This window comes from Xanthomonas codiaei, from assembly GCF_002939785.1.
GTDB classification, from domain to species: Bacteria; Pseudomonadota; Gammaproteobacteria; order Xanthomonadales; family Xanthomonadaceae; genus Xanthomonas; species Xanthomonas codiaei.
This window is the reverse complement of the sequence record NZ_MDEC01000074.1, coordinates 1-1,736: the sequence shown is the minus strand read 5'-3', so window position 1 is coordinate 1,736 and position 1,736 is coordinate 1. Positions and strand designations below refer to the sequence as shown.

General features: G+C 63.1%; 1 protein-coding gene. It reads left to right on the top strand.

The annotated features are described in order from the left end of the window. The coding region (locus XcodCFBP4690_RS22085; protein WP_430523621.1) for a condensation domain-containing protein at nucleotides 1-1,736 on the top strand (1,736 nt) is incomplete at both ends.

The window sequence follows — 1,736 nt, the reverse complement described above, 5'->3', positions numbered from 1 at the left end:
TGCCGGCGCCGGATGCGGCGCATCGTCTGCAGGGCTACGAGCCGCCGGCCGATGCGGTGGAGCAGACCCTGGCCGAGATCTGGCAGGCGGTGCTAGGGGTGGAACGGGTGGGGCGGCACGACAACTTCTTCCAGCTGGGCGGGCATTCGTTGTTGGCGGTGACGCTGGTGGAGCGGATGCGTCAACACGGCCTGAGCGCAGACGTGCGGGTGCTGTTCGGGCAACCGACGCTGGCCGCGCTTGCGGCAGCCATCGGTACCGCCGGCGATGTGGAGGTGCCGCCCAACCTGATCCCGCCCGACTGCCGGCGCATCACCCCCGAGTTGCTGACGCTGGTGGATGTGTCGCAGGAGGCGATCGACCGCATCGTGGCCACGGTGCCCGGCGGTGCGGCGAACGTGCAGGACATCTATCCGCTCGCACCGCTGCAAGAGGGCGTGCTGTACCACCATCTGGCGGCACGACAGGGGGATCCGTATCTGCAGTCTGTCCAGTTGTCATTCGATAGTCGCGATCGCATGGATCGCTTTGTGCATGCCTTGCAGCAGGTTATCGACCATCACGACGTGTTTCGCACCAGCGTGATCTGGGAAGGACTGGAGACACCCGTGCAGGTGGTCTGGCGCAAGGCGACGCTGGTGCTTTCGCAACTCGTTCCGGAGCCCGTCCATGGCGACGCCCTGGAGCGGTTGCACGCAACCTTCAATCCGGCCAGGTATCGCCTGGATCTTTCGACCGCACCATTGCTCCAATTCCACTATGCCTACGACCTGGCAAATGCCCGCTGGGTTGCCATGTTGTTGATCCATCATCTGGTGGATGACGCGGCAACGATGCATGTGCTGCAAGCAGAGCTACATGCGTATATGTCAGGTGATAGCGCCCAGCTCGGTGCATCGACTCCCTATCGCAACTACGTGGCACAGGCACGACGGGACGGGCGCCAAGCAGAGCGGGAGGCGTTCTTCCGGAGCGAGTTTGCCGACTTCGAATCGCCCACGCTGCCATATGGTCTGCACGACATCCGCGGCAATGGCTACGCTGCCGAACACTCGGCAGACCTGCTGGAGGCGGGGCTGCATGGACGGATATGCGCCTGGGCAGCACGCCTGGGAGTAACGCCATCCAGCGTGTATCACCTGGCCTGGGCGCACGTGGTGGGGCAGGTCGCCGCAAGCGATGACGTCGTGTTCGGAACCGTGCTGCTGGGACGAATGCAGGCAGGCACAGGAGCGGATCGCGCGATGGGGATGTTCATCAATACATTACCGTTGCGCGTGCGCCTGACCAAGCAATCCGCACGCGAAGCGATCCATGCGGTCCACGCCCAACTGAGTGCGCTCTTGTTGCATGAGCATGCTGCATTGAGTGAAGTCCAGCGTTGCAGTGGTGTGGCGCCGCCGTTGCCCTTGTTCAGTGCCTTGCTCAACTACCGCTCGTATCAAAGGGCACCGCTGTCATCGGAGCGATCTACTCCATGGCAGGGTATCGACATCCTGCAGAGCCAGCGCGGAAGCCATTACCCGGTGGCACTTGATGTGGAGGAACTGGAAGATAGCGTAAGGCTGACTATGCATATGCCGGCCGGCCACGGCGCTCAACGCATGTGTACTTACATGCAGAGCGCGCTGGCGCACCTGGTCGAAGCCTTGGAGCAGGCCCCGGAGCTTCCGTTAAGCCAGTTGCGGGTCATGCCCGAGGCCGAGCGTCGGCAGTTGCTGGGCTTCAATATCGCG